We start from the raw sequence: 25,116 nt of genomic DNA on the forward strand, positions 1-25,116 counted from the left end.
CGCTCCCGTGGCCGAAAGCTGGGACTGGCAGCTGCTTGCCGCTTGCCGCGGCCTCGACAGCGCCCTGTTCTTCCACCCCGAAGGCGAACGCGGCCGGGGCAAAGCCGAGCGCGACGCCAGAGCCAAGCAGATCTGCCGCAGCTGTCCGGTGATGGCGCAGTGCCGCACGCACGCCCTGGTCACCGAGGAGGTCTACGGCGTGTGGGGCGGCCTGTCCGAAACCGATCGCCGCGCCGTACGGCCGAGCGCTGACAGCCTGCCTTCGCCGTGAGCGCCGAACGGTACGGCGAGCTGGTGGCCCTGCTCCGCGCCGACAACAGCGACCCGGCGGCCCGGCTGCGACGGGTGTGCGGCCTCTGCGTCGAGGTGTGCGCGGTCACCGGTGGCGCGATCACCGTTCAGGGCGGCGACGACGGCACCGCGCAGGCGGTGGCGTGCGCGACCGACGCGATCAGCTTGGTCCTCGACAACCTGCAGCGCACGGTCGGCGAAGGCCCCGGGCCGGCGGCGCACGAACGCGGCGGTCCCGCCCTGGTCGGCGACCTGGCAACCGCGGAGGCCCGCTGGCCGGGATTCACCCCCGGGGCCCGGGCTGCCGGCGTGGCCGCGGTGTTCTCGTTCCCCCTGCGCCTCGGCGCGGTCCGGCTCGGGACGCTCGACCTGTACCGCACCAGCGTGGGTTCGCTGAACAGGGGCGAGCTTCGGGACGCGCTGGCACTGGCGGACATCGCCGCGCACACGGTCCTCGACGATCTGCGCAGCCCGGACCCGATGGACATCGGCTGGCTCTCCGACATCCACGCCGTGGTCCACCAAGCCACCGGAGTCGTCACTGCGCAGCTGGACGTGACGATGCGCGACGCGCTGCTGCTCATCCGCGCACACGCCTACGCCCACCAGACACCCCTCGACCAGGTGTCCCAGCAGATCATCAGCAAGCGCCTCCGACTCGAGACAGGAGAGTGACCGGCATGTCCGAACAACCCCACACCGTCCGCACCATCGCAGGCTCAACCGGGCGCCACGGACGCGACCAGCGTCTGGCCGACACGTTCGTGGCGTTGGCCGACACCCTTGTCGACGAGTTCGACGCGCTGGAGTTCCTGCACATGCTGTGCGACCAGTGCGTCGAGCTCCTCGAAGTGTCCGCGGCCGGGGTGATCCTGCTCGACGGGCACGGCGGTCTGCGCACGGCAGCGGCGTCCTCGGAACGCGCGCAGGTGCTGGAGGTGTTCGCCGTGCAGACCGACGACGGGCCCTGCATCGACTGCGTTCGCAGCGGGGTCCCGGTCGCCAGCGCGGATCTCACCGCGGACGCCGCCCGCTGGCCGCGCTTCGCCGCGGCCGCCCACGAATGCGGGTTCCAGGCCGTCCAAGCGGTTCCCATGCGGCTGCGCGGCCAGGTCGTCGGCGTGCTCACCTTGCTCAAGGCCGACCGGAACGGAATCGACGAAACCAGCACCCGGCTCGGACAGGCGCTCGCCGACGTCGCCACCATCGGCATGCTGCAACAACGGGCCATCGAGAACGCGGACCTGCTCTCCGAACAACTGCAGACCGCGCTCAACAGCAGGATCATCATCGAACAGGCCAAAGGCGTGCTCTCCATTCGGGGCGAGGGCCTCGACATGGAATCGGCGTTCGCCGCTCTGCGCGGCTATGCCCGCTCCCACAACCAGCGGCTCTCCGAACTCGCCCGGGCAGTGGCCGAGGGCACGGCGGACTTCTCCGCGATCCTCGCCCACCGCACTCAGCCGCAAAAGCCGGTGCGCCACCACGGACCCCGGTGACCGGTCGGCGCCTTCCCCGCGACCGCCGCCGGACAGAGAAAGTGAGACCACGATGTTCACCATCACCGCAGCCGCCGCCGAGGCGATCAACCGGCTCACCGCGTCCGAGAACGTCCAGGCCGAAGGCGGCCTGCGCCTCACCCTCGAAGGCCCACCGGAGGACGGCGCCGTGCTCTCCGTCGACGTCGCGGCGCACCCGGCCCCCGGAGACGACGTCATCGCCACCGCCGACACCCAAGTGTTCCTCGCCCGCGAAACCCGGGTCCGGCTCACCGACAAGACGCTCGACGTCACCAAGAACATCAACGGGCACTACACATTCCTGATCACCACCACGAACTGATCAGCGCCGTCGTGGTCAGTCGTGGTCAGATGGTGCCGTGGTGTTGGAGATAGCGGAAAGTCGCGATTCCCGGTAGGACGGGCAGCCAGTAGGTCAGCAGCCGCGAAGTGAGGACCGCCGCGACCGAGGCGGCCGGCGGGACACCCACCGCGCTCAGCCCAGCGACCATCAAGCTCTCCACGGCGCCCAGTCCGCCGGGAATCGGCGCGAGGTGCCCGAGGGACTGGGCGACCACGAACACCACGAGCACCGCCGCCACGGGAACTCGAACGCCGAAGGCGGCCAGGCTGGTGGCGAGCCCGAGACCGGAGAACAGCAGGTAGCCGCCCGCGCCGCCGAACAACTCGAGCGCGCGGATCGGATCGCGCAGGACGGGCAGCAGATCGCGGGCCATCGCCAACGAGGGCCGGACCAGCCGGCGACGCCCCAGTGGGGAGCCGACCACGACACCGGCGATGACCAGCGCACCGGCCGCACCCGCCAGGACCGGCCACCCGTGCGGGATGGACACCCCGCGCAGCACTCCCGAACCACCGAGCGCGAACACGCCGATCACGCACCAGAGCGCCGAGACGGCGCCCGTGGCGGCGAGGTTCAGCAGGGTGACGCCCACGGCGTGGGCGCGGCGGATGCCCAGGCGTTCCATGAAAGCGATGTTGATGCCGAAGAACCCGACGCCGCCGGGCGTGGTGCGCCCGGTGAACGCCGCCGCCAGCTGCACCGCGGTGGTGCGCCAGAACGGCAGTGGTGTCACGCTGGAGCCGAGGATCGACACGGACGACATCACGATCGCCAGCAGACCGGTGACCACGGACGCGATCAACCATCCCCAGTGGGCGTCCCGCAGCGAGCCCACCACCTCGTGGAGGCCGGACAGCTGCGGCAGCAGCACATACACGGCCGCGCCGAACAGCAGCAGTCCGATGATCGTCCTCGGGCGCACCGGGGAACGGAACGTGGGGATGGGCCGGTCGATCGTGTCGGCGAGCGTCTCACGGAGATCGGTCAGCACGTAGCGGCCGTCGATCTGGGTCCGGATCCTGCGGGGCAACGCGAGGGGCTGGAGGTAGGGCAGAGCCGCCTCGAGCCGGTCGGGCGACAGCGTCCTGCGCGCGCTGCGGACCGTCCGCTCGACACCGACCAGCGCCGTCAAGGACACCAGCGCCTCGGCGAGGTCCTGCGCGCAGCGGGCCGGGGCCGCGCTCACCCTGCCGAAGGTGAAGTCGAGCAGCCACACGTCGCCGGCGGTGTCGACGAGGAAGTTCTCGGGCCGCAGGTCGTGGTGGGCGATCCGGGCCGCGGAGAGGATCGCGACCTGCTGCCAGATGCCGTCCAGCACCGGCTCGCCTATCTCGGCGGAATCCCCTTTTGTCAAGCGGCGGCCCTCGACTTCCCGGCGCACCAGCAGCGGCGAGCCGTGTTCGGTCTCGCAGACCGATACGACCGACGGCGTCCGCACCCCGGCGCGGTCGGCGAAGAGCGTGACGAACGCTTCGTGCTCGGCCTCGTGGTAAGTGGTCGAGAGCGGAGGATCGTCTTCGACGTCGAGGGAGGCCAGCAGCCGTCTGAGCCGGTACCACGCTCCCGCCCGGCGGTGGAGCCGGCGCACGATCTCCACTCGCAGCCGGTCACCCGTCGAGGTGTCCACCGTGAACTGCAGCGGTCCCCGCGTGTTCTTCTTGATCGGGAGCACGCGGATCGGGTTCACCCCGGCCACGCCCAGTGCGTGGTGCACCGCTTCCGCCGACGTTCGGCGACCGGGCGCCCCCAGCACCAGGTGGATGATCGTGCCGGCGCCCCAGCCGAGGAACACCCCGGCGAAGGCCCCCAGCGGGAGCTGGCCGCCGAGGTACACGTCGGCCGCGGCGACCAGGATCGCCACCGCCCAGGCCAGGTTGCGGAACTTGACGGTGAGGTAGGGGGCGGCGACCGTGGCCATCGCCGCCGCGACCGCCGCGGTCGAGGACGGGAAGTCGAACCCGGCGGCACCGGGAAGCCGGCTCGCCGGGTCGGCGAACAGCTCGGCGGGAACGGGCCGGTACCCGATGAACCGGTGCAGGATCCGCGCCGATCCCCAGGCCAGGGTTCCGGCCGTCGCGAGGTACACCCCGAGCCGTATCCGCTTGAAGTACAACGCCAGTGCGGACGCGGCGGCGATGCCGATCCAGCTCCCGATCCCCGCCAGCACCCGCCACACCCAGAGCGAAGCGGCCGGGATCTTCCCGAACTGCTGGTAGATCACCACCTCGACCGGATTGACGGCCGGGTTCCTCGCCACGAGCGCACACAAGGTGACCACGGCGGCCGCGGTCGCCAGCGAGATCAAGTCGCCTGGTCTCCGGCCGATCGACAGCGAAATCCGGCGCCGGCCGCTCGCGGCCGCCGAACTCTCGTTGTTGCCCTTCACTGCTGCCTCGGACTCATCGCGGGTCGCACGGTCGACCACCCCAGCGTCCGCCCGACCCGCGGCCAGGACAACCAGGAGAACGACGCGCACGAGGTCGGCGAGTTTACGATCATGTGGCCGGGGTACCCCGACGGCGCGCCCCCAGACTTCGGGCTCCGGTCATCCCGTCGTGCGAAGGGGCGCGCCCATGTCCGACGAGGCTACGACACCGCACGAGCCGTCTGTCGCCGAAAGAGCCGCGACGGCCTTCGTCAAGGCAGCCGACGCGGGTCTCCTCAGCGCCGAGGAGCTCCTCTGGTTGCTGACGCGGCTGTCTCCCACCGGCGAGGCAAGCCCGTGACCGCGGGCACCCGTTCCGCGCGACCCCCCGGGCACCTGAGCGCCGCCCCACCCTGGTCGAGCGGCGCGGACGACCTCGAAGTGCGGATGGTGAACCTGGCCTACCGGGTCACCGTGAGCACGGGGTGCTCCCGCCGTACGCGCGCCCGGGTCTGGCGGAGCGTGTCGAGGGTGGTCGCCACCCGATCGCCGGCCGGGGCACCGAACGAGGACGCGCGGATCCGCGGGCTGGTCCTGGCCGCCGTGCACGGGGAACTCGCGGCGGGGATCGCGCGGGACCGGTTGCGCGCGGTGTTGCAGGAGGCGCTCCTGCTCGACGAGGTGGCGTTGCTGCCGCTACGGCAACGCTTCACGCTGTGGGCGGCCGCGGTCCAGCGGCGCACGGTCGCGGAAGTCGCCGAGCTGGCGGGCTGGACGCCGGCGCAGGTCGCCCGGTTGCTGCGGGCGGCGTTGCGGACCGTCGCGAAGTCCGGGTACGGGCAGGCCGTTACCGAGGGGGCGCGCTGATGGCTAACCCGTTCCCGGTCACCGCCGAGCTGCGGCTGGAATCGGCGTTGCACACCAGCCTGACCCTCGTCGGCGCCGCCACGACCGAGCGAGTCGCCGACGCGGCCGCGCTGGGCGGGCGGCTCGACCGCTACCTCGCCGACGGCTACGACGTCGAGCGCGCCGCCGACGGGTGGGTGCTGCTGCGCCGCGGATCCACTCGCGTGACGCTCACCGTCCGGCCCGAGGAGCGGGGGAGCGGCTCGGTCTAGGCCGAGCCGCTCCCCCGCTCGCCGGTGGTCCTTCTCAGCCGGCCGCGAGCTGGCGGAGCCGGCCGCCGACGGTCTTGCCCAGCTCGTCCCAGCTGTCGGTGAACTTGCGCACCCCTTCCCGCTCCAGCGTGGCGACGACGTCGTCGTAGTCGATGCCCAGCCGGGCGAGCTCGGCGAACACGTCCGCGGCCGCGGCGTAGGTGTCCTGCACCCGGGTGGCGGGCACGGTGCCGTGGTCGGCGAACGCCGCGAGCGTGCTGCCGGGCATGGTGTTCACCGTGCCCGGGATGGCGAGCTCGGACACGTACACGGTGTCGGGGTAGTCGGGGTTCTTCACACCGGTGGAGGCCCACAGGGGCCGCTGCAGCCGCGCCCCGGTGCCGGCGAGGCGGTCCCAGCGGGCGCTCGCGGCGACCTCTTCGTGGATCCGGTGCGCCAGCCGCGCGTTGGCGAGAGCGGCCTTGCCCTTGACGGCCAGGGCCCGGGAGGTGCCGATGGGGTCGAGAAGGGCGTCGACCCGGGTGTCGACGCGGGAGACGAAGAACGACGCGACGGAGTGGATCGCGGTGAGGTCGCGCCCCTCCAGATCGGCCTTTTCAAGGCCGGTGAGGTACGCGTCGAGCACTTCGCGGTAGCGGTCGAGGGAGAAGACGAGGGTCACGTTGACGCTGATGCCGTCGCCGATGACCGCGGTGATCGCGGCGAGGCCCTCGGCGGTGGCGGGGATCTTGACGAGCAGGTTCGGCTCGTCCACCGCGGCCCACAGCTCACGCGCGCGGTCCACGGTCGCGGCGGCGTCGTGGGCGAGGCCGGGATCGACCTCGAGCGACACCCGGCCGTCGACGCCGTCCGTGCGGTCGTAGACGGGTCGCAGGACCTGGCACGCGGAGCGGACGTCGTCGGTCGTGAGGACGAAGACGGTGTCCTCGACGCTGCTGCCGGCCTCGGCCAGCTTGCGCAGCTGCGCCTCGTAGCGGTCGCCGTGCGCGAGAGCGGAGGCGAAGATCGTCGGGTTCGTGGTGATCCCGACGACGTGCTTGTCCGCGATCAGCGCGTCCAGGTCGCCGCTCTCGAGCAGCTCACGGGACAGGTCGTCGAGCCAGACCGACACACCGGAGGCGGACAGGTCGGCGAGTGGGTCGTTGTGGTGCGTGGTCATGGAAACCTCCGTAAGCGGGGATGTCAGGGCGGTTCGTCAGGCGGGGCGATCGCCGGTGCCGCCCGTGGTGGGGGCCTGCGCCTGCTGCACTCCGCCGGGGCGAGGCTCGGCGGCCGCGTCGCGCAGGCTGTCGTGCGCGGCGGTCGCGACGGCGGCGGGAGTGATCCCGAACTCGTCGTAGAGCCGCCGGTAGTCGGCGGAGGCGCCGAAGTGCTCCAGCGACACGATCCGCCCCGCGTCGCCCACCACGTCACGCCAGCCCTGGGCGACCGCGGCCTCGACACTCACCCGCGCCCGCACCGACGGCGGCAGCACTTCGTCCTGATAGGACAGATCCTGCGCGGTGAACCACTCGCGGCACGGCATCGACACCACCCGGGCCGAAACCCCGTCGCGGGCGAGCAGGTTCCGGGCGTCGAGGGCGATCTGGACCTCCGAACCAGTGGCGACCACGAGCACGTCCGGGGTCGGGCTGTCGGCGAGGACGTATCCGCCGCGGGCGGCGCCTTCGGCCGGAGCCAGTTCGCCGGTGCGGTCGAACACCGGAACGTTCTGCCGCGTCAGCGCCAGCCCGGCGGGCCGGTCCCGGTTCTCCAGGATCCGCCGCCAGCACACGACCGTCTCGTTCGCATCACCCGGGCGTACCACGTCCAGGCCCGGGATCGCGCGCAGCGCGGCGAGGTGCTCCACAGGCTGGTGCGTCGGGCCGTCTTCGCCCAGGCCGATCGAGTCGTGGGTCCACACGTGGGTGACGGGCAGCTTCATCAACGCCGCCAGGCGGATCGCGGGGCGCTGGTAGTCGCTGAAAACCAGGAAGGTGCCGCCGTAGGGGCGGGTCAGGCTCTGCAGCGCGATGCCGTTGAGGATGGCGGCCATGGCGTGCTCGCGGATCCCGAAGTGCAGAGTGCGGCCGAAGGGGCCGCCCTGCCACTGCGCGGTCTGCTTGCCCTCCGGGATGAACGACGGCTCGTCCTCCATCGTGGTGTTGTTGCTGACGGCCAGGTCCGCCGAGCCGCCCCACAGTTCAGGCAGCACCGGGGCGAGGGCGGTGAGGATCTGACCGGACGCCTTCCGCGTGGCCATGCCCTTGCTGTCCGCGGGAAACGTGGGCAACGCGTCGGTCCAGCGATCGGGCAGCTCCTGGTTCCGCAGCCGGTCCAGCAACGCGGCGCGGTCCGGGTTGCGGGTGCGCCAGCGTGTGTAGCCGTGTTGCCAGCGTTCGTGGGCGGTGCGACCGCGATCGCCGACTTCGCGGGCGTGCGCGAGCACCTCGCCTTCCACCGCGAAGCTCTGCTCGGGGTCGAAACCCAGCAGCGTCTTGGTGGCGGCGACCTCCTCGGCACCCAGGGCGGAACCGTGTGCGGCGCCGGTGTTCTGCTTGGTCGGCGCGGGCCAGCCGATGACGGTGCGCAGCACGATGAGCGACGGCCGGCCCGTGTCCGCCTTGGCCGCCTCGACGGCGGTGAGCACCGCGTCCACGTCCTCGACGTAGCGGCCGGAGCCGGTCCAGTCGACGGACTGGACGTGCCAGCCGTAGGCGGCGTAGCGAGCCGCGACGTCCTCGCTGAAGGAGATGTCGGTGTCGTCCTCGATGGAGATGTGGTTCGCGTCGTAGAACGCCACGAGGTTCCCGAGTTCCTGGTGCCCGGCCAGCGATCCGGCCTCGGCGGTGATGCCCTCCATCAGGTCGCCGTCGGAAGCGATGACGTACACGTGGTGGTCGAACGGGCTCTCGCCGTCGGCGGCGTCCGGGTCGAGCAGCCCGCGTTCCCGCCGGGCGGCGATCGCCATGCCCACGGCACTGGCGAAGCCCTGCCCGAGCGGGCCGGTGGTGATCTCCACACCGCGGGTGTGGCGGTGCTCCGGGTGCCCGGGCGTCGCGGAGTCCCACGTGCGCAGCGCTTCCAGGTCGGCGAGTTCCAGTCCGTAGCCACTCAGGTACAGCTGCAGGTACAGCGTCAGGCTCGAGTGGCCGCAGGACAGCACGAACCGGTCCCGGCCGAGCCACTGGTCATCGGCCGGGTCGTGCCGCATCACCTGCTGGAAAAGCAAGTACGCCAGCGGCGCCAGGCTCATCGCGGTACCGGGGTGGCCGCTGCCGGCCCGCTGGACGGCGTCGGCGGCCAGCACCCGGATCGTGTCCACCGCGCGGACGTCGGTGCCGGTCCAGCCGGCCTCGACCGCGACGGGCGGGACCAGCAACGGATCGCGGACGGGGGTGGTGGCCGAACGTGTCATGGGGTGAGGTTCTTCCTGGGTCGGGGGACCGGGTGCCGTGCGCCCCGGATGTCTGCAGTGGACGGTCAGTGCGCCGTGGTGGAGAAGTACTCGCCGATGCTCGTCCGGTCTTCCGGATCGGCGCCCGCGCGCAGGTAGCCGGCCGCCGTGTCGTCCGGCGTCGCCGGTGGCACGACGAGTAGCACGAGGCGCCGGTCCTGGGTGGCGGTCAGCGTGATGCTCCCGCCGGACAGCGAGTGGAGGAATCCCTCCAGGCGCACGAGGTTCCCCTCGCGGGACAGCTTGCGGTTCGTGATCTCCCAGCCGTCGGACAGGTGGTAGGTGATCCGCTCGACGGGGGAGATGGTGTCGCGCACCGCGTCGAGCAGCGCGGGGAACTCCGTGGCGGTGTCGCGGGAACGCGGCCACCACGTCCCGTCGGTCGGCCGCGGGCCGGAGCCCGCCGGCTTCAGTTCCAGCCGCACGCCGGCGTCCGGTGCGTGCTCTTGTGATGTCATGACGAGACCTCTCTGGCGGACGGGCGGGGTGACCGCAACGGTGCGCTCACCTCGTGCAGGTGCGCGAGGACGTAGCGGTAGGACCGCACCAGCCCGCATTCGGCGTAGTCGATGCCGTGGGACGCGCAGAACGCCCGCACGAGCGGCTGGGCCCGGCGGAGGTTGGGCCGCGGCATCGTCGGGAACAGGTGGTGCTCGATCTGGTAGTTGAGGCCGCCGAGCAGCCCGTCGACCCAGCGGCTGCCGCGCACGTTGCGGCTGGTGAGCACCTGCCGGGCCAGGAACCCGGGGGTGGCCGAGCCGGAGTAGGTCGGCATCCCCTTGTGCCCCGGCGCGAACGAGCATCCCATGTAGACACCCCACAGGCCCTGGTGCACGGCGATGAACGCGATCGCGACCGGCGGCGACAGCACGAGGAACACGGCGGTCAGGTAGCTCGCGAGGGACACCAGCTGGATGAGCGCTTCACTGCGCCGGCGAGGCGTGGCCGGGTCCCGGACGGCCTCGACGGCGGCCCAGTGCAGGCTCAGGCCTTCCAGCAGCAGAAGCGGGAAGAACAGCATCGCCTGGTTGCGCGCGGTCCAGCGGACCAGGCCGCGGCGGTCGCGCGACTGGTCGCGGGTGAAGGCCAGCAAGGGGATGTCGAGGTCGGGGTCGGACTCCTCGTGGTTGGGGTGGGCGTGGTGTCTCGTGTGCTTGCCGGTCCACCACTGGTAGCTGATGCCGACGATCCCGCCGAGCACCCGGCCCAGCCGGTCGTTGGCCGCACGGCTGCGGAAGATCTGCTGGTGTCCGGCGTCGTGGCCGAGGAAGGCGAGCTGCGTGGACAGCACGGCGAAGAACACCGCGGTGGCGAGCTGCCACCAGTTGTCCCCGATGAGCGCGAAGGCGGCGCAGCCCGCCGCGAAGGCCAGGAAAGTGAGACCGATCTTGACGGCGTAGTAACCCCTGCGGCGCTTCAGCAGTCCGGCGGCGCGGATCTCGCGGGAGAGTTCGACGTAGTCGCGGTCCCCCGCGTCGGGCGAGGTGAGCGGTGAGAGGGCATCGGCCGAGGCCGTATTGGTGCGCGGCGGCATGGGTGTCCTTCCCGGACGGGTGGGGTCGCCAGGTCCGGGGCGGCCGTGGTGGCTCTCGGCCCGGATAACCGCGATCCGGGCCGGCCAAACACGCGCGGCGCTCCGGCGACCCCGGGACGCCCGAGCGCCCACCGCGGCCACGGCATAGGCTCAATCGGTCGGCGGGAGAGCCGAGACGGGAGTGCCGTGATGGACGATCGGCGGCGGCAGCTGCACCGGCTGCTCGCCGAGGTCGGCCGAGAGCCGGTCGGCCCGCGCATCGAGCGGGTCTGCGACGTGTGCGTGGGCACGCTCGGAGTGTCCGGCGCCGGTGCGACAGTACTCGGAAACGGCAAAGGCAATGGCAACGGCGCGGGTCCCGGGCGCCACCGTGGCCTGGTGCACGCCAGTGACACCGTGAGCGCCGGGCTGGACGACTTGCAGTTCACCGTCGGCGAGGGCCCGTGCCTGGACGCCTACGCCACCGGCGGCCCGATCCTGGTCCCCGATCTGCTCGCCGAGAGCGCTCGGTGGCCCGCGTTCGGCCCGGCCGCGGCGAGGCTCGGCGCCGCGGCAGTTTTCTCCTTCCCGCTGCAGGTGGGGGTGGTGCGGCTCGGTTCGCTCGACCTCTACCGCGACCAGGCGGGTCCGTTGTCGCGGAGCCAGCTGGCCGACGCCCTGCTGCTGGCCGACGTGGCCACCCAGGTGGTCGTCGGCCATCTCGACGGGCACGCCGTCAGCGATCTGTCGTGGCTGGCCGATTCCCACATCGAGATCCACCAGGCGGTGGGGATGGTGAAGGTCCAGCTCGGGGTCACCGCCGACGCGGCCCTGCTGCGGCTGCGCGGCCACGCGTTCGCCGAAGGGGCGACGCTGAGCCACGTCGCCCGCCAGGTCGTGGCCCGAACGCTGCGGTTCACCGATGAGGAGAAACCCGCATGATGACCAGCGAAGAAAGGCGTGTTGTATGAGCGCGACCCCAGACCAGCGGCTGGCCCGCACCTTCGTTGCCCTGGCCGACACCCTTGTCGTCGGCTTCGACGTGCTGGATTTCCTGGCCGCGCTGACCGAGCGCAGTGTCGAGTTGCTCGAGGTCGACGCGGCGAGCGTGATCCTCTCCGATCAGCGCGGAGGCTGGCGGCCCGCCGCCGGCTCGTCCGAGCGGGCGGATCTGGTCGAACTGTTCGCCGTGCAGGCCCGGCAAGGACCGTGCTTCGACTGCGTCGCCGAGGGACGGCCGGTCCGCAGCGGCGACCTCGCCACCGAAGCCGCGCTGCGGCGCTGGCCGCGGTTCGCCCCGGCTGCTCTCGACGCCGGTTTCCGCGCGGCCTCCGCCGTGCCGATGCGGCTTCGGGAGCAGACCGTCGGCGCGTTGACCCTGCTGAAACAGGCACCGGTCGACCCCGACGACAACACCATCGCCGTCGGCCAGGCGCTGGCCGACGTGGCCACGATCGGGATCCTGCACAACCGGGCCGCCTCGCGCGCGGAGCTGCTGGCGGAGGAGCTCGAAGCCACGCTGCGGCGGCGCGCCGTGATCGAGCAGGCCAAGGGCGTGCTGGCCGAGCACGGTGGCGTCGACATGCACGAGGCCTTCACCGCGCTGCGCCGCTACGCCCACGACCAGGAACGCGGGCTGTCCGAAGTCGCGCGTGACCTCGCCGACGGCACCGTCAGTCCCGCCGACGTCTTCGCCCGCGGCTAGGAGCTGTCCTGTAAGTCATCGAAGCCAGAGCACGATGGCGGCGATGGTGAGTTCGGCTTGGTAGTAGGCGGCGCGTTTGGCGTAGCGGGTGGCGAGGTCTCGGAACTGTTTGAGCCGGTTGAAGCAGCGTTCGACCACGTTGCGCTGCTTGTAGACCTCGGCATCGAATGCCGGTGGTCGCCCGCCGCGGGAGCCTTTGGCCTTGCGGCGGGCGATCTGGTCGTCGCGTTCCGGGCTGATGAACCTGATCCGCCGGATCTGCATCGCCTCGCGGGTCGAGGGATGCGAGTAGGCCTTGTCCGCGATCACCGTCTCCGGCCGGCACCGCGGACGTCCAGGGCCATCGTGGGCGACGCGGATGCCGTCCAGCAGTGGCAGCAGTTGCGGATTGTCTCCCGCCTGGCCCGGGGTGAGCAGGATCCGTATCGGCAGGCCACGTCCTTCGACCGCGAGGTGGATCTTCGTGCTCAGTCCTCCGCGGGACCGCCCGAGTCTTTCCCCTTCGATGACGAGGGCTTCCACTTCGTCTGCGCATCCCCCTTTTTCCGGGCGCCGGCGGAGTGCTGGTGCGCCCGGACAACACTCGAGTCGACCGAGACGACCCATTCGAGGTCGCCGACGGCGTCGTCTTTCACGATGACGTGATCGAGGATCCGGCTCCACGTGCCGTCCTTGGTCCACAACCGCAGCCGTTCATGCGCGGTCTTCCAGGGTCCGTAGCGTTCGGGCAGGTCGCGCCACGGGGCGCCGGTGCGCAGTTTCCACAGGATCGCGTTGATGACTTGGCGGTGATCCCGCCACCGCCGGCCGCCGCCCTGCTGCGGCGGCAGCAACGGCTCGATCACCGCCCACGCCTTGTCCGTCAACTCACCACGACCAACCACCGCGCATAGTTACCAGACACCCAGGTCAACCACTTACAGGACACGCCCTAGGCGGCACCGTCAGGCAGGGGGCCGGCGCAGGACGAGGCCGAGGTCGGCTCTGCCGTCGACGACCTCGGCCGAGAGTTCCGTGAGCCGGCGCTGGTGGGCCCGCGCGTAGCCGCGCAGGTGGCCGAACGCCTCGGCCATCGACACCCGGCCGTGTTCGGCCAGCATGCCCTTGGCCTGCTCGATCAGCACCCGGCTGTCCAACGCGGTCCGCAGCTGGGCGGAGAGCTGGTCCCCGTGTTCGATGGTGCGCTGCTGAAGGATCCCGATCGTCGCCACGTCGGCCAGGGCCTGCGCCAGAGCGAGGTCGTCGGCTCCTATGCCGCGCGGCTCGGTGCCCAGCAGCGTCAGTCCCCCGAGGACCTGTTCGCGCAGCCGCATCGGCAGCGCGTGGGCGGAGCGGAACCCGCAATCGCGCGCCGCGGCGGCGAACCGAGGCCAACGGCGGGCCGAGGCCTGCAGGTCCGGGCTCGAAACCGGTTCGCCCGAGCGGACGCAGTCGACGCACGGGCCGGCGCCGGACTGCACCGCGAACAGCTCGAGCAGCTCCGCCCGGTGCGACGACGTCGCCACCACCTCCAGCCGGTCGTGCGCGCCGCGGAGGACCACCCCCGCCGCGGCGACGTCGACCAGGTCGACGACCTGCCCGGTGAGCATCCCGAGGAAGTCGACGACATCGAAATCGGCGGCAAGCGTGTCGGCAAGGGCGACGAACGCGCGGGCGAGCCGCTGTTCCCGGTCGGCCAGGGGGCGGGCGGCCGGGTCGGAGTGGTCGTCCATGGCTCTGCTCCTGTCTCCGGCGAGGTCCAGGCACCAGGAAGCCTGCCAGGGTACGCGCGGACTGCCCGGCGGACCACCGAGCAGCGCGCCCGCCGCGGGCGATTCCGCGCCGGAACGCCCGGGCGCTGACGGGCTCAGCGCGTGGTGAGGCCGTCGAAAACAGTGTCCACAAGAGAGCGGACGTACGGCCGTCGATCGTCTCCGGGCGGATCTCGGCTCGGCGGCACCGCGCTATTTGCACCGATCGTTCTCAATAGGATACGGTGACGAAGCTCGGGCTGGAACTCCGGGGCACCGCGGCCGCACACATCCTCCGTCCGGCAACAGGAACAGACCCACACCAGAGAGGGAAGTCGTGGACTTCACGAAAACCGTGGCCGTTGTGACCGGTGGCAACCGTGGCCTCGGCCTGCGGTTCGCCGAGCAGCTCATCGAGCGCGGCGCGAAGGTATACGCCGCCGCGCGCCGTCCGGAGGCCGTCGAGCTCGCCGGAGCTGTGCCGCTCAGGCTCGACCTCACCGACCAGGCGTCGATCGGGGAAGCGGCGGCGCTCGCGTCCGACGCGACTTTCCTCATCAACAACGCGGGTATTTCAACGCACACCGCACTGATCGACGGCTCGTTCGACAACATCCGGCTCGAGATGGAGACCCACTACTTCGGCACGCTCGCGGCCACTCGCGCGTTCGCGCCGGTGATCGAGCGCAACGGCGGGGGTGCGGTGCTCAACATCCTCTCGGTGCTCAGCTGGGTGCACGTCTCGGCGTACGGCGCGTACTGCGCGGCCAAGAGCGCCTCCTGGGCGATGAGCAACGTGCTGCGCGAGGAGCTCAGGCCCAAGGGGATCCACGTCGCGTCGCTGCACGTCGGCTACATGGCCACCGACATGGCCGACTACGTCGCGCCGGAGGACAAAGTGGACCCGGCCGCCGTGGCGAAGGCCGGGCTCGACGGTGTCGCCGCCGGTGCCAACGAGATCATCGCCGACGAGAAGAGCCGACGGGCCAAGGAAAATCTCGGCGTCGCGCTCTGATCGTGGAGTGGTGTCGACGGGCCGTCAGGCAACCGGACCGCTGTTTTCCGTTGCCAGGCCGGCCCGCACGGCGAGCAAGGCGGCCTGCGTCCGCGATGTGACCGCGAGCTTCCCCAGCAGGTTGCTCACATGGGTGCGCGCGGTGCGCTCGGTGATCCCGAGCCGGGTCGCGATCTGCCGGTTCGACTGTCCCGAAGCGATGAGGCTCAGCACCTCGCGCTCCCTCGACGTCAGGACATCGAGGGAGCGCGAAGTCTGCTCCGCGGGCTCGGTCAGCCCGCGCGTGACGGCCGCGTCCAGGTACAGCTCGCCCCGCAGAGCGGCGTGGACGGCCGAGACGACCTCGTCGGAGTCGGCGTCCTTGAGGAGGTACCCCGACACTCCGGCTTCGAGCGAGCCCTTGACCTGTTCCCGCTCGCTGTAACTGGTCATGATCAGGACCTTGACCGAGGGATGGCGCTGCGAGATGCGCAAGCTCGTCTGGATGCCGTCGATGCCGGGCATGACCAGGTCCATCAGGATCACGTCGGGAGCTTGTCCTTCGCCGGCCAGCTCGGCCAGGAGGTCCAGGGCGGCCGACCCGTTCGCCGCCTCGGCCACGACTTCGAGGCCCGGGACCTCGCTGAGGTAGGAGCGCAGCCCGGCGCGCACGACCGCGTGGTCGTCGACGAGCATCAATCGGATCGCCTCGGCGGGCACGGTACTCAACGGGTGCCGCCCGGGAAGTCGTCGCGGGGCCGCCAGTCGATGTCGACCCGGTCGGCGGAGTTCGGCGACACCTGCGACACCTCGGTGCAGAACTCGAGCCGGACGAGAGCGCCCTCTCCGGGGCCGGTCAGGATGGTGAGCGTGCCGCCGAGCCGGCCGGCCCGTTCGCTCATCGAGTTCAGTCCTATGTGGCCCGGACGGTGGGCCCGTTCCTCGAAACCCACGCCGTCGTCGGAGACTTCCACGATGAGGAAGGTGCGCGCGTCTTCGTCACGGCGCTGGGTGAAACGCACCACCGCGTGGCGGGCCCTCGCGTGTTTGACCACGTTGTGGAACATCTCCCGCACCAGATACCACACGTCCTCACGTTGGTCCGGCAGCAGCGCGGGTTCACCCACCTCGTCGACGACTTTGACGTCGAGGCCGGTGCCGCTGCTCGCTTCGGTCACCCATTCCCTTGTGGACGCGACGAGCGACCGCTCGTCGAGCTCCGGCGCGCGCAGCTCCGCGACCATGGACCGCAAGGTTTTCATCACCGAGTACGACAAGTCCACGACTTGGGCGGCGTCGGAGCGGATCTTGGCGGCCGCCTCCGCGTCGGGTGCCTTGCTCGCCAAACCGATGGCGCGGGCGTGCATGGACAAGGAGAACATGTCCTGCACGATGGAGTCGTGCAGATCGCGTGCCAATTTGCGGCGCTCCCTCACAGCGGCCTGCTCTCGCCCGTCGACGATCATGCCGGCGTGGTCGATGGTCACCGCCGCCTGGTCCACCACCGCGGCGAGGAACGACAGGTCATCGGGATCGGGTTCACGGCCCGGTGGGTAGAAGGCACTCAGGTACCCGACGACGCCGTCGCGCGAGAGCAGCGGTGCGGCCACGAAAGTCTCCCAGGTGGTCGCCGCGTGGACCGCCCGAAGGGGCCGCCACAACGGATCGCGGGTGAAAGTGTTCCAGCGCCCGGCCACGACGACGGGCCGCCGTTGTGCCATCGCGCTGAGCGAGACCAGTTCGGCACCGAGCGCTTGGCACTCGGCGATCCGATCACTCAGCTCCTCCGCGCTTCCGGGAAGCCCGGCGAGAGCGCCGAGGGGCTTCTCACGGCCGGCCGGGTCGCTGAGCCTCAGGTGCACCGCGGCCAAGCCGACGGAACGGCGGATTTCCGTGGCCAGGGCGGCCAGCGTCTGCGCGAACGAGTCCGATTCGGCCAGGCTCGCCGCCACCCGGGCCAGCGCCCGGAGATCCTCTTCAGTGGCCATGCCGATCCGGTTTTTTGAGCGAAGGATCCACGGTCAAACCTCATCCGTACCACGGCGTTGTCGTGCACCCGACGCTACACGAGGAGTGGGCGCGAAACCGCTTTCTCCGCACCGGATCCGCGCGGCAGGACCAGCATCACAGCGCGAGCACCAGCCGCGGGCACGCCGCCCGCGAAACGCAGATCATCATCGTCTTCCCCTCCGCTCGTTCTTCCTCGTCGAGCAGGGAATCCCGGTGCTCCGGCGTGCCGGCCACGACCTCGGTTTCGCAGGTCCCGCAGGTGCCTTGCTCACAGGAATAGCGCACCCGCACACCGGCTTCCTCCACCGCCTTCAGGACGGACTTGCCGGGTGGGACCGTCACGGTGAGACCACTCACCGTGAGCTCGACCTCGAACGTGGCCTCTTCGGCTGACGCGGGTGCGGCGCGAGGCACGAACCGCTCGAGCCGCAGGGAGCCAGCACGCCAAGCCGCACAACGCGCTTCGGCGGCGAGCAGGAGCGGTTCCGGCCCGCAGCAGTAGACGAGGGTGTCGTCGCGCGGCTCGGCGAGCCAGCTGTCCAGGTCGAGCCGGCCGAGTTCGTCCTCCGGGCACAGGATCACCTTGTCGCCGTAGGCCTGTGTGAGCTGTTCGGCGAAGGCCATCGACCGGCGGGTGCGGCCCCCGTACAGCAGTTGCCACCGCGCGCCGGCCTTCTCGGCGGCGGCGATCATCGGCACGATCGGCGTGATGCCGATCCCACCGGCGACGAACCGGTACCGCGCGGCCGGCAACAGCGGGAAGTTGTTGCGCGGACCGCGGACCCGCACTGGTGAGCCGTCGGTCAGCTCGTCGTGCACGTGCCGGGACCCACCGCGGCTCTCTCGTTCGCGCAGCACCGCGAGCCGCCAGACGTCCCGCTCGCCGGGGTCACCGCACAGCGAGTACTGCCGGACGAGTCCTTCCCGGAGGATGAGGTCCACATGGCTGCCCGGTTCCCAAGCGGGGAGCTCACCGCCGGCAGCACTCGCGAGCACCAGCTCGGCCACCTCGGGGGTGAGCGCGGTCCGCTTGCGCACCACGAGGTCGAGCTCGGTCTCCTGAGCTGTCGCGTTCATCGGGGTCACCTTCACATCGATTTTTCGCAGGGCGCGCGGCCGGGCCGGGCAGGAACCCGCCGGCCCGGCCGCGGAACGGGTCAGGTGGCGGTGTTGCCGGGCACCAAGGTCTGCCAGGGAGTTCCCTCGGGGATCACTCCGGAGCCCGCGGTGTACTTCGCCCAGTCGACGGAGCCGTCCAGGCCCACCGGGTCTTCGCCGGCTTCGAGGCGGCGCGCGGCCTCGATCAGCAGCCGGCGCATCCGCACCACGGCCACGTCGGCCGCGACCAGGTGCTCCTTCGACCGGTCGACGATGTCGTCCATCGAGTCCGTGACCAGGGCGTCCTGGGGGATGAGCCCGGGAACGCCCGAGAACGACGTGCCCGCCGCCATGGCCTCCCGGTCCTGGACCGGGCTCAGGAGGTAGTCGGGCGCCTGGACGTCCTCGAGACTGCGCCAGTGCAGCCACTCGGCCTTGTCGAGGGGCTTCTCCGGATCGCCGGTGACCACGTACGTGCAGGTGTGGGTGTCGTCGATCGGCACGTACAGGAAGCCGAGGTTCATCGGGGGGATCAGCGCCTGGAAGGGCATGATGAACGGGGTGACCCGGACGTAGGACTTGCCCTCCTGGTCGCCCTTGAGCTTGCGGATCGCGGCGTAGTGGAAGCCGAACGCCGTGTCCTCGACCTCGAGCAGCGGAGCGTCGTCGGTCGTGGGGAAGCGGTCGCGCCCGATGCCGTCCGGGTCGTAGGTGCCGGTCCGGGCCAGCGCGACCTCGGTCTGGTGCAGGAGGCCGACGTGGGATGAGTCGATCTCCCCTTCGACGCCCTGGATGAAGGAGCCGCGCAGCACCATCTTCGTGGTGACCAGGTTCTCCGGTGGCACGTTCATCCACACGTAGCTGGGCGGGGGTGGTTGCTTGTCCGCCGGGCCCAGGTACACCCACACGATCTGGCCGGCCTCGTGGACCGGGTGCGCCGGCGCGCGCAACCGCTTGCGGAAGCGGGAGTCCGGCAGGTTGGGCGTTTCGTGGATCGATCCGTCGGCCCCGAACTTCCACCCGTGGTACAAGCAGCGGATCCCGCAGTCCTCGACGCGTCCGATGGCCAGCGAGGCACCGCGGTGCATGCACTTCTCGTCCAGCACCCCGACGGTGCCGGAGGAATCGCGGAAGACGACGAAGTCTTCACCCACCACCCGGAACTTCCGCGGGGGCGAGTCCGGTTCGGCCACGTCGCTCGAAAGGCAGATCGGCAGCCAGTACCGGCGCAGCAGCGCCCCCATCGCCGTGCCCGGTCCGACCCGGCACAGGTATTCGTTTTCCTCCGACGTCAACATTGTTGCTCCTGTCCTGGATTGCGCTGCCACGTCACCGTTGTCGCCTCGCCTCGGAGCGAGGGGTCGGCCACCACCACGAGGTCGAGCAGCATGAGCGGGTTACCGCGGGACACCTCGACCTGCTTCAGCCGGGAGATGGTCGCGAACGCGGAATCGCTGACGTGCAGCTCCGCCGGGTGTTTCCGCCCGTCGTGGTAACCGTCGAGGATCGCGGTGCACGCACCATCCAGGAGATGGACGATCGATGTCATTGTGCGCCTCCTGTAAACACGAAGACGACATTAAGAACCTGCGGAAACCCGCACAATCCGACTTTGCTCCGCCGCGGGGTACGTCATTGTTCCCGTGCGCCTACGTCATTTGGCCGAGAAGAACGGGGTCGACCATTTCGAAAAGTGTGATCCGGCTCGTCTCCGTTGACTGATCTCCGTGAGACGGGCGAAGCTGCAGATCCGACCAATCCCACCCGGAAGAGGCACCCGATGACTGGCTTGCACCACCGCGTCGAGGGCACGGCCGGAGGGCGGCCGCTGATTCTCGCGCCGTCGCTCGGCACTTCCTCGGCGGTGTGGGACGCGCAGGTGCCGGCGCTGGCTCGTCGTCGACGCGTGATCCGCTTCGATCTGCCCGGGCACGGCGGCTCCCCGGCCGGGCTCCTGCGCGAGGGGGCCACGGTCGCCGATCTCGCCGGCCTCGTGCTGGCGCTGGCGGACCGGCTCGGCGTCGACCGGTTCGCCTACGCCGGGATCTCCCTCGGCGGCGCTGTCGGCTCCTGGCTGGCCGTGCACCACCCCGACCGGGTTGCGTCGCTCGCGTTGATCTGCACCTCGGCTCGCTTCGCCGACGCCGGGCAATGGGTCCAGCGGGCGAGCAGCGTCCGGGCCGCCGGGACCGGCCCGCTCGCCGACACGGCGGCCGGCCGGTGGTTCACCCCCGCGTTCGCGAACTCGCCCGCGGCCCAGGCCCTGGTGGCCGATCTGCGCGGGGCGGACCCGGCTTCCTACGCCGCGTGCTGCGACGCCCTTGCCCCGTTCGACCTCCGCGCCGAACTGCCCCGGATCAGCGCCCCCACCCTGGTGGTGGCCGGGCGCGCCGATCTCGCGACGCCGATCGCCGACGCCCGCGAACTGGCCGACCGGATTCCCGGTGCGAGCCTCGTCGAGATCGCCGGCGCGGCACATCTGGCCGCGGTCGAGCGGCCTTCGGCGGTCCTGACCGCACTGCTCGAGCACCTCGACACCGACGCCGGCTCAGCCGTCCCCACCGACGACGCCTCCCGGTACGCCGCCGGCCTGGCCACCCGCCGGTCCGTCCTCGGCGACGCCCACGTGGATCGCGCGGTCGCCCGCACCACCGCCTTCACCTCAGGTTTCCAGGACTTCATCACCCGCTACGCCTGGGGCGAGATCTGGACCCGGCCCGGGCTGTCGCGGGAGACCCGCCGCTGCCTGACCTTGACGGCGATGATCGCCACCGGCCGCCACGACGAGTTCGCCCTGCACGTGCGCGCGGGGCTGCAGGACGGCCTGACGCCCGAAGTCATCGAGGAAGTGTTGCTGCAATCGGCCGTCTACTGCGGTGTCCCGGCCGCCAACACCGCGTTCGGCATCGCCGACCGGATCATCGCCGAGGAAACCGGAAGCGCCGGCTGATGACCGCCGCCCTGGCGCCGGATCGGGGTCACCACTGGTTCCAGTGGATGACCTCTTCCGCGTCCGGCCGGGGCGCGGGCTTGAAGTCCGTGCCGAGTGTGTAGGCGAGCGGTATCATCACCAGCTGCGCGACGTTGTCGTACGGGATTCCCAGCAGCTGCGCGATCTCCTGCTCCCGCAGCGCGTGGAGCGTCGTCCACGCGGTGCCGAGGCCGCGTGCGCGGGCGGCGAGCATGAAGCTCCAGATCGACGGCAGGACGTTCGACGCCCCGGCGACGGCGGAGTAGCGGTCAGGCCCGGTGCTGCAGCCGAGCACCAGCGCCGGCGCGTCGCCCATGTGATCGCCGAGGTACTCGGCGGAGCTGGACATCTTGTCGTACTGGGCCTTGGTTTCCGCGTCCTCGAACTTCCAGCGGCGTGGGTAGCCGGGTGACCGCATGAACTTGTCGTAGCCGTCGCGGTAGATCTCCCCGAGCGCGGCGCGTTTTTCCTGATCGGTGACGACCACGAAGCGTGCGGTGACGACGTTCGACCCGGTCGGTGCCTGCAGCGCCAGCGTCACGCACTCGCGGATGAGCTCGTCGGGCACGGGCCGGGTGAAGTCCAGCCGCTTGCGCACGGCTCTGGTGGTGGAGAGCAGTTCGTCGGGCGTCAAGTCGAGCGTTGTCACGGGAATCTCCCCAAGCTGGTCGAGGACGGTGGCCGTCATTATTACGCACCGATCGTTGCGGAATCCACGTGTCGCGCGTGACGGTGCGCGGGTCAGGGGCTGCTACGAAACACGTGGTTGCCCACGGCCGGAGTGGACCGTGGGCAACCGCAGCTGGGGGAGCGCCGGTCAGGTGGTGTAGCGCGGAGCCGGGGTCGAGAGCGACAGGTTCGGGATCAGCTTCTGGCGGCCGGCCTCGTAGTCCTCCCACTCGCCGAGTTCCGGCAGCGACAGGATGGTCACCGGTTCGCCCTTGTCCAGGCCGGCCAGCGCCGCGTCCGCCGCGTCCGCGGAGGTCATGACCCACTCGTCCGGGAACGCGGAGAGCTCGATGCCGGAGCCGTCCCAGAACTCGGTGCTCAGTGCGCCGGGCAGTACGGCCTGCACGCGGACGCCGGTCTCGGCGAGTTCCTGGTGCAGGCTCTGGGTGAAGGCGAGCACGTAGGCCTTGGTGGCGCTGTAGGTCGCGGAGACCGGCATGATGTTCAGTGCCAGGGCCGAGGAGATGTTCACGATCGTGCCGTGGCCGCGGGCCACCAGTCCGCCGACCACCGCGGTGGTGAGGCGGGTCAGTGATGTCACGTTCAGGGTCACCAGGTTTTCGAGCGCGGCGGGGTCGGCCCCGTTGAGCGGGCCGAACAGGGAGCCGCCGGCGTTGTTCACCAGTACGTCGATGGTGTCGTCGCCGCGCAGCTTGTCCTCGACCTGCTGCAGCTGCCGGGTGTCGGTGAGGTCGGCGACCACGACCTCGACCTTGCGGCCGGTGCTGCCGGTGATCTCGGCGGCCAGCTTGTCGAGGCGCTCCTTCGTGCGGGCGATGAGGACCAGGTCGTGGCCGCGCTCGGCGAGGCGCCGCGCGTAGTCGGCGCCCAGGCCGGTGGACGCGCCGGTGACGACGGCCGTGCCCGGTCGGGTGTTGTCGCTCATGTCAAAACCACTCTCTGCCAACGGATCTGCGAATAGGGGAACAGCCGACTCGGGGTGCGAGAGCACCTTGGCTGGCTTTTAAGTTACCGTACCAATTTAAAGACGGCAAGGCGGGTGAGGGAGTCCTGGCTCACGTGCGGCCGTGAGCCAGGACGCCGGGTCAGTCCAAAGTGTCCAGCACGCTGGTGCGCGCGCTGTCGAGGATCTTCTCCGACAGCGCGGAATCTGCCGTTGCACGAGCGAGCAGGATCGCGCCCACGAGGGTGCAGACGCGCGAGAGGCCGTCGTTGTCCTCGGTGGACATCCAGTCGGCGAAGCCCTGCATGCCGTCGCCGTAGGCCTCGCGCGTCTGCGGCTCGGTCTTCTCCCGGGCCAGGTCGCCGACGAAGCCGGCGGTGGGGCAGCCGTCACCGGGGTCGTCGCGGTGCTCCGGCGAGAGGTAGTACTCGACCAGCGCCCGCTGCGCCGCGCCGTGTTCCCCCGCTGACTCGTCGAAGCCCGCGAGCTGGTCGAGCAGGTTCGTGAAGGCCAGGGCGGTCGCCTCGGTCAGCAGCGCCTCCTTCGACGCGAACTGGCTGTAGAAGCCCCCGTGTGTCATGCCCAGCGACTTCATCAGGTCCGCGACCCGCAGATTCGGCACACCCTGCTCGCGGAACAGCCGAGACGCGGCGGCCACGACGTTCTTGCGGTTCTCCTGGGCCTGGGCCTGTGAAACGCGGCTCATGACACCCCTCTCTTAGATTCGCACCACCATCTATGATAACGCCGTGAACTGGCTGTGCTCGGGGGAGTGACCGGCGACTCACGGCCTTTGTGCACCAATCGTTCTCAACAGAGTAGCCTCGATGACCGAAGGAGGTTCCCGGTGGCGCGCAGCAAGGAGTTCGACCCCGAGGTCGCGCTGGAGCGCGCGATGAGCTTGTTCTGGGAACGGGGCTACGAGAAATCGTCCCTGCAGGAACTCGTCGACCACATGAAGATCGGACGGCGCAGCCTGTATGACACCTTCGGTGACAAGCATGCCCTGTTCCTGCGCTCCCTGGGCCGCTACATCACGCAGCGCGAAGCCGTCGAACGCGAACGGGCCGACTCGGCCGTGGACGCCCGGTCGGCCATCCGCACCCTGCTCGAAACCTCCGTGGTCGAAGGCGCGGTCGGCAGCCGCGGCTGTCTCGCCGTGAACAGCGCCACCGAAGTGTCGCCGGAGGACAACGAGGTGGCGCGGAGTGTGGAACACCACTTCGCCGCAACCCGGCAGCTGCTGACGGACCTACTCCGGCAAGGCCGCCGCGACGGGAGCGTGCGGTCCTCGCGCGACCCCGAGGTGCTCGCCACCATCCTGTTCAACGCCTGGCTGGGCCTGCGGGTCCAGGTGCGCGGCGGCGTGGGCGACCCCGAGGCCGACGTCGAGGCACTGCTCACCCTGCTCGACTGAACCCGAGGCGACCCCGAGCGCGCGGCCGACTGGCCGCACCTGCTGTTCGAGGAGCACCCTGGTGATGGGAGCGCGACTTGGCCGGCCTCGTCGTCGGGTGAGAAGGTGCATCATGGCGGTAGTCGAGGATGTTCGCGCCCTGGGCTCGGAGCTCGAGCGCTCCTATCCGGTTTACGTGCGTGGCCGGTTGAAGTTCCGGGTCAAGCAGATCGTTTATGTCGCGTTCTCCCTCGACGAGACGGTGATGGAGTTCGCGTTCCCGAAGGAGGAGCGCGCCGCGCTCGTCGCCGGCGAGCCTGCGAAGTTCCTCATGCCGTCGGCGTCGGACATGCGGTTCAACTGGGTCCACGCCGAGCTCGCCGCGCTGGACCCGACCGAGGCCCGCGAGCTCGTCGTGGACGCATGGCGGATGGTGGTCCCCCAGAAGGTCTCCCGCGCCTACGACCTCGCCCATCCCGATGGCCCGGGATGACCGTCCCGCGGTCGACGACGAGTTCGACGAGTAGGCAGGGTCGAAGCGCCGCCGATCGCGTAGTGGATGCGGGTGCCGTTCACTTCGGCGTAGCGGTGCTGGAAGCCGTCCAGGCCGTCTACCGCGGTTCCCGGTTCGGGATGAGTCACAGTGTGGAGAGATTGTCCGCTCGCCGCATCCGCGATGGACAAGACCGATCCGCCTCACGCATGCTTTCCGATGAACGGGGATCAGCACTCACTGTCCACTCTGGATGGACACCGGTCAGGCCGATGAGACTCACGTCAATGGACACTCGCGAAATCGCCACGTGCGACGCCTCCGACACGACTGTGCCCCGGCCAGTGATGTCACCGGCAGAAGCTGTGCGAGACGCATCAGCATGAGTCTTTCCGTTCATGATCATCGGATAGAACCGGCTGCGTGAGGACGGCCACGGCAACCGTGACCTCCACGATTTGTGACGTGCGCCCGATTCGTCGCGAAGTCGGCGCCCAGCA

27 protein-coding genes are annotated in these 25,116 nt (G+C 70.5%); 12 read left to right on the top strand and 15 right to left on the bottom strand.

From position 1 onward, the window contains the following. The first annotated feature begins 7 nt into the window (after positions 1–7). The 4 genes from QRX50_RS19490 to QRX50_RS19505 are packed head-to-tail and all read left to right on the top strand — an operon-like array spanning position 8 to position 2,133. Complete coding sequence (locus tag QRX50_RS19490; protein WP_285973367.1) at positions 8–271, top strand: WhiB family transcriptional regulator; 264 nt, start codon at positions 8–10, stop codon at positions 269–271. After that, entirely contained in the window at positions 268–966 is a 699-nt protein-coding gene (locus QRX50_RS19495; protein ID WP_285973368.1) for an ANTAR domain-containing protein, read from the top strand. The genes QRX50_RS19490 and QRX50_RS19495 overlap by 4 nt, the downstream gene beginning before the upstream one ends. Positions 967–971: 5 nt before the next feature. Then, positions 972–1,790, top strand: coding sequence for a GAF and ANTAR domain-containing protein (locus QRX50_RS19500; RefSeq protein WP_285973369.1), 819 nt, complete (start codon positions 972–974; stop codon positions 1,788–1,790). 52 nt (positions 1,791–1,842) lie between these two features. Beyond that, positions 1,843–2,133 (top strand): iron-sulfur cluster biosynthesis protein, encoded by a 291-nt coding sequence (locus QRX50_RS19505; protein WP_285973370.1) that lies wholly within the window; start codon positions 1,843–1,845, stop codon positions 2,131–2,133. A 25-nt stretch (positions 2,134–2,158) separates the two neighbouring features. Here the strand turns inward: QRX50_RS19505 and QRX50_RS19510 are convergent, their stop codons facing one another. Further along, positions 2,159–4,579, bottom strand: a complete 2,421-nt coding sequence (locus QRX50_RS19510) for a lysylphosphatidylglycerol synthase transmembrane domain-containing protein (protein WP_285973371.1) — start codon at positions 4,577–4,579, stop codon at positions 2,159–2,161. Positions 4,580–5,050: 471 nt separating this feature from the next. Between QRX50_RS19510 and QRX50_RS19515 the strand changes: the two genes are divergently transcribed. After that, on the top strand, positions 5,051–5,386 hold the full coding sequence (locus QRX50_RS19515; RefSeq protein WP_285973372.1) for a hypothetical protein: 336 nt from the start codon (positions 5,051–5,053) through the stop codon (positions 5,384–5,386). Further along, positions 5,386–5,637, top strand: a complete 252-nt coding sequence (locus tag QRX50_RS19520; protein WP_285973373.1) for a hypothetical protein — start codon at positions 5,386–5,388, stop codon at positions 5,635–5,637. The genes QRX50_RS19515 and QRX50_RS19520 overlap by 1 nt, the downstream gene beginning before the upstream one ends. Before the next feature lie 34 nt (positions 5,638–5,671). On the opposite strand, the gene tal is transcribed toward QRX50_RS19520, so the two are convergent. The 4 genes from tal to QRX50_RS19540 all read right to left on the bottom strand — a co-directional run bounded on the left by tal (position 5,672) and on the right by QRX50_RS19540 (position 10,607). Continuing rightward, positions 5,672–6,796 carry a transaldolase gene (tal, locus tag QRX50_RS19525; RefSeq protein WP_285973374.1) on the bottom strand — a complete coding sequence of 375 codons (1,125 nt, stop codon included), beginning with the start codon at positions 6,794–6,796 and terminating at the stop codon, positions 5,672–5,674. A gap of 36 nt (positions 6,797–6,832) precedes the next feature. Continuing rightward, positions 6,833–9,034 carry a transketolase gene (gene tkt / locus QRX50_RS19530; protein ID WP_285973375.1) on the bottom strand — a complete coding sequence of 734 codons (2,202 nt, stop codon included), beginning with the start codon at positions 9,032–9,034 and terminating at the stop codon, positions 6,833–6,835. Between the two features lie 65 nt (positions 9,035–9,099). Beyond that, on the bottom strand, positions 9,100–9,531 hold the full coding sequence (locus tag QRX50_RS19535; protein ID WP_285973376.1) for a DUF5994 family protein: 432 nt from the start codon (positions 9,529–9,531) through the stop codon (positions 9,100–9,102). After that, positions 9,528–10,607 (bottom strand): fatty acid desaturase family protein, encoded by a 1,080-nt coding sequence (locus QRX50_RS19540; RefSeq protein WP_285973377.1) that lies wholly within the window; start codon positions 10,605–10,607, stop codon positions 9,528–9,530. Before QRX50_RS19540 ends, QRX50_RS19535 begins: the two co-directional genes overlap by 4 nt. 189 nt (positions 10,608–10,796) lie before the next feature. On the opposite strand from QRX50_RS19540, the gene QRX50_RS19545 reads away from it, so the two are divergent. Next, positions 10,797–11,528: a GAF and ANTAR domain-containing protein gene (locus tag QRX50_RS19545; protein WP_285973378.1), complete on the top strand. Its 732-nt coding sequence runs from the start codon at positions 10,797–10,799 to the stop codon at positions 11,526–11,528. 25 nt (positions 11,529–11,553) lie between these two features. Beyond that, complete coding sequence (locus QRX50_RS19550; protein ID WP_285973379.1) at positions 11,554–12,291, top strand: GAF and ANTAR domain-containing protein; 738 nt, start codon at positions 11,554–11,556, stop codon at positions 12,289–12,291. 15 nt (positions 12,292–12,306) lie between these two features. Here the strand turns inward: QRX50_RS19550 and QRX50_RS19555 are convergent. Together QRX50_RS19555 and QRX50_RS19560 are read right to left on the bottom strand one after the other, a co-directional pair. Beyond that, positions 12,307–13,175, bottom strand: a protein-coding gene (locus tag QRX50_RS19555; protein ID WP_285973380.1) for an IS5 family transposase whose coding sequence is annotated in 2 segments (ribosomal slippage) — positions 12,307–12,798 and positions 12,801–13,175 — 867 coding nt in all. Because the reading frame shifts where the segments join, the coding sequence is not laid out codon by codon here. A gap of 60 nt (positions 13,176–13,235) precedes the next feature. Continuing rightward, the gene (locus QRX50_RS19560; RefSeq protein ID WP_285973381.1) at positions 13,236–14,003 is read right to left on the bottom strand and encodes a GAF and ANTAR domain-containing protein; all 768 of its coding nucleotides are present in this window, start codon (positions 14,001–14,003) and stop codon (positions 13,236–13,238) included. A gap of 355 nt (positions 14,004–14,358) precedes the next feature. On the opposite strand from QRX50_RS19560, the gene QRX50_RS19565 reads away from it, so the two are divergent. After that, complete coding sequence (locus QRX50_RS19565) at positions 14,359–15,036, top strand: SDR family oxidoreductase (protein ID WP_285973382.1); 678 nt, start codon at positions 14,359–14,361, stop codon at positions 15,034–15,036. Between the two features lie 24 nt (positions 15,037–15,060). On the opposite strand, the gene QRX50_RS19570 is transcribed toward QRX50_RS19565, so the two are convergent. From QRX50_RS19570 to QRX50_RS19590, 5 genes are all read right to left on the bottom strand, one after another. Further along, complete coding sequence (locus QRX50_RS19570; RefSeq protein WP_353074158.1) at positions 15,061–15,735, bottom strand: response regulator; 675 nt, start codon at positions 15,733–15,735, stop codon at positions 15,061–15,063. A 5-nt stretch (positions 15,736–15,740) separates the two neighbouring features. After that, the gene (locus QRX50_RS19575; protein WP_285973384.1) at positions 15,741–17,003 is read right to left on the bottom strand and encodes a GAF domain-containing sensor histidine kinase; all 1,263 of its coding nucleotides are present in this window, start codon (positions 17,001–17,003) and stop codon (positions 15,741–15,743) included. Positions 17,004–17,139: 136 nt separating this feature from the next. Beyond that, entirely contained in the window at positions 17,140–18,102 is a 963-nt protein-coding gene (locus QRX50_RS19580) for a PDR/VanB family oxidoreductase (RefSeq protein ID WP_285973385.1), read from the bottom strand. 80 nt (positions 18,103–18,182) lie between these two features. Beyond that, positions 18,183–19,421 carry a Rieske 2Fe-2S domain-containing protein gene (locus QRX50_RS19585; protein ID WP_285973386.1) on the bottom strand — a complete coding sequence of 413 codons (1,239 nt, stop codon included), beginning with the start codon at positions 19,419–19,421 and terminating at the stop codon, positions 18,183–18,185. Continuing rightward, the gene (locus tag QRX50_RS19590) at positions 19,415–19,672 is read right to left on the bottom strand and encodes a hypothetical protein (protein WP_285973387.1); all 258 of its coding nucleotides are present in this window, start codon (positions 19,670–19,672) and stop codon (positions 19,415–19,417) included. Before QRX50_RS19590 ends, QRX50_RS19585 begins: the two co-directional genes overlap by 7 nt. A gap of 231 nt (positions 19,673–19,903) precedes the next feature. On the opposite strand from QRX50_RS19590, the gene pcaDC reads away from it, so the two are divergent. Next, entirely contained in the window at positions 19,904–21,073 is a 1,170-nt protein-coding gene (pcaDC, locus tag QRX50_RS49560; RefSeq protein WP_353074126.1) for a bifunctional 3-oxoadipate enol-lactonase/4-carboxymuconolactone decarboxylase PcaDC, read from the top strand. Between the two features lie 28 nt (positions 21,074–21,101). Here pcaDC and QRX50_RS19605 read toward each other — a convergent pair whose 3' ends face one another. The 3 genes from QRX50_RS19605 to QRX50_RS19615 form a co-directional block, all read right to left on the bottom strand. Beyond that, complete coding sequence (locus QRX50_RS19605) at positions 21,102–21,743, bottom strand: nitroreductase family protein (protein WP_285973388.1); 642 nt, start codon at positions 21,741–21,743, stop codon at positions 21,102–21,104. Positions 21,744–21,911: 168 nt separating this feature from the next. Then, positions 21,912–22,709, bottom strand: a complete 798-nt coding sequence (locus QRX50_RS19610; protein ID WP_285973389.1) for an SDR family NAD(P)-dependent oxidoreductase — start codon at positions 22,707–22,709, stop codon at positions 21,912–21,914. A gap of 160 nt (positions 22,710–22,869) precedes the next feature. Next, positions 22,870–23,433 carry a TetR/AcrR family transcriptional regulator gene (locus QRX50_RS19615; protein ID WP_285973390.1) on the bottom strand — a complete coding sequence of 188 codons (564 nt, stop codon included), beginning with the start codon at positions 23,431–23,433 and terminating at the stop codon, positions 22,870–22,872. Positions 23,434–23,574: 141 nt separating this feature from the next. Here QRX50_RS19615 and QRX50_RS19620 point away from each other — a divergent pair, with 141 nt between their 5' ends. Together QRX50_RS19620 and QRX50_RS19625 are read left to right on the top strand one after the other, a co-directional pair. Next, positions 23,575–24,144 carry a TetR/AcrR family transcriptional regulator gene (locus QRX50_RS19620; RefSeq protein WP_285973391.1) on the top strand — a complete coding sequence of 190 codons (570 nt, stop codon included), beginning with the start codon at positions 23,575–23,577 and terminating at the stop codon, positions 24,142–24,144. 112 nt (positions 24,145–24,256) lie between these two features. Beyond that, positions 24,257–24,616 carry an MmcQ/YjbR family DNA-binding protein gene (locus tag QRX50_RS19625; RefSeq protein ID WP_285973392.1) on the top strand — a complete coding sequence of 120 codons (360 nt, stop codon included), beginning with the start codon at positions 24,257–24,259 and terminating at the stop codon, positions 24,614–24,616. Positions 24,617–25,116: the final 500 nt, after the last annotated feature.

The organism is Amycolatopsis sp. 2-15 (genome assembly GCF_030285625.1).
GTDB classification, from domain to species: Bacteria; Actinomycetota; Actinomycetes; order Mycobacteriales; family Pseudonocardiaceae; genus Amycolatopsis; species Amycolatopsis carbonis.